We start from the raw sequence: 1,407 nt of genomic DNA, 5'->3' as shown, positions 1-1,407 counted from the left end.
CGCAGCGCCGCGGGCCGCGACGGGCTCAGCGCCTGCTGCAACGGTTCGAGGGCACTGCGGGTGCCGAGCTTGCCCAGGTTGGTGGCGGCGGCCACCCGGACGTCGAGGTAGCTGTCCTCCCGCAGGACCCGGGCCATGCGGTCCACGGATCCGGTGGCGCCGAGCAGGCCGAGCGCGTCCAGGCAGACCGCGCGGACCCGGGCCTGCGGGTGGTCGAGCGCGGCTGACAGGGTCACCTCGGCCTCGGCGCCGAGCTGCACCAGCGTGTGGGTGGCCAGCAGCGAGGGCACCGGGTCGGAGCGGTCCAGGCTGGCGATGATCCGCCAGGCGGCGGCCGGGTCACCGATGCGGCCCAGCGCGCGGACGGCCACGACCCGGACCTCGTCGTGCCGGTCGGTGAGCAGCCGGCACAGCTCCGGCACGGCCTGGCGCAGTTCGAGGTCGCCGAGCACCTGGGCGGCCCGGGCCCGCTTGACCCGGCTGTGCGAGTGCAGGTTCCCCAGGGCCGTACGGGCGATGCCGCGTTGCAGGAAGACGGAGACCAGCGCGAGGTGCGCCTCCCCACGCAGCTTGCCCAGCAGGGCCAGGGCGCCGGGCTCGGCGGCCCGCCAGGCCTCGTCGGGGATGGCCACCAGCTCCTGGGCGCCGTGCTCGCCGTTGTCCGCGACGAAGGCCAGCAACGCCCGGCGTGGTCCGGCGGCCAGGGCGGCCTGGCGGCGGTGCCGGGTCTTGCGGGCCACCCGGACCCCGACGATGGCGATCACGGTCACGGCGACGACCCCGCCCAGCACCTCGAGCACGACAGTGAACAGGCCGAGCATCAGCTGTTCACCCGGGCCAACGCGGCCTCCACCCGTTCCTGCAGGTCACGGGGGCTGAACGGCTTGACGATGTATTCGGTGGCGCCGGCCGCGTACCCCTGCTCGAGGTCCTGGGGCCGCGACCGGGCGGTGAGCATGATGATCGGGACGGTCGCCGGCAGCGGGCCGGCGCGCAGCTCGCGGCAGACCTCGATACCCGACATCCGGGGCATCCGCACGTCGAGCAGGATCAGGTCCGGCGGGTTCTCCCGGGCGGCGCGCAGCGCGGCGAGCCCGTCGGCCGTCTCGACCACGTCGAAGCCGCCCTTGGTGAGCTTGTACGACACCAGGTGGCGGATGTCCGGATCGTCTTCGACGAGGAGGATCGTGCTCATCGTCCTCCCACTCCGCGCGGTCCGGCCTGCCTGTGCACCGCCGAATATATCCGTTTTGTGAGCATCGTTCGCGGTGAACGGTAGCAATGCGGCAACCCCGGGTGCGGCCCCTCAACCGTCCCGGGCCGGCGTCGATAGAGGGTGCGTGAACATCCGGAAGGTGGCCGGCTCCCCCGGCCGGCGCGGCGTCGCCCTCGCCGCGACCGTGCTGA

2 protein-coding genes are annotated in these 1,407 nt (G+C 73.8%); both read right to left on the bottom strand.

All coding sequences use genetic code 11. The features are described from left to right. A partial coding sequence (locus tag AB0C29_RS48435; protein WP_360835131.1) for a HEAT repeat domain-containing protein occupies window positions 1-821 on the bottom strand: 821 nt, incomplete at its 3' end. Continuing rightward, window positions 821-1,195 (bottom strand): response regulator, encoded by a 375-nt coding sequence (locus tag AB0C29_RS48430; protein ID WP_360835129.1) that lies wholly within the window; start codon window positions 1,193-1,195, stop codon window positions 821-823. The genes AB0C29_RS48435 and AB0C29_RS48430, both read right to left, overlap by 1 nt. Between the last annotated feature and the right edge of the window lie 212 nt (window positions 1,196-1,407).

The sequence above is a fragment of the Actinoplanes sp. NPDC048791 genome (assembly GCF_040650095.1).
GTDB lineage: Bacteria > Actinomycetota > Actinomycetes > Mycobacteriales > Micromonosporaceae > Actinoplanes.
This window is presented reverse-complemented; position numbering and strand designations above follow the sequence as displayed.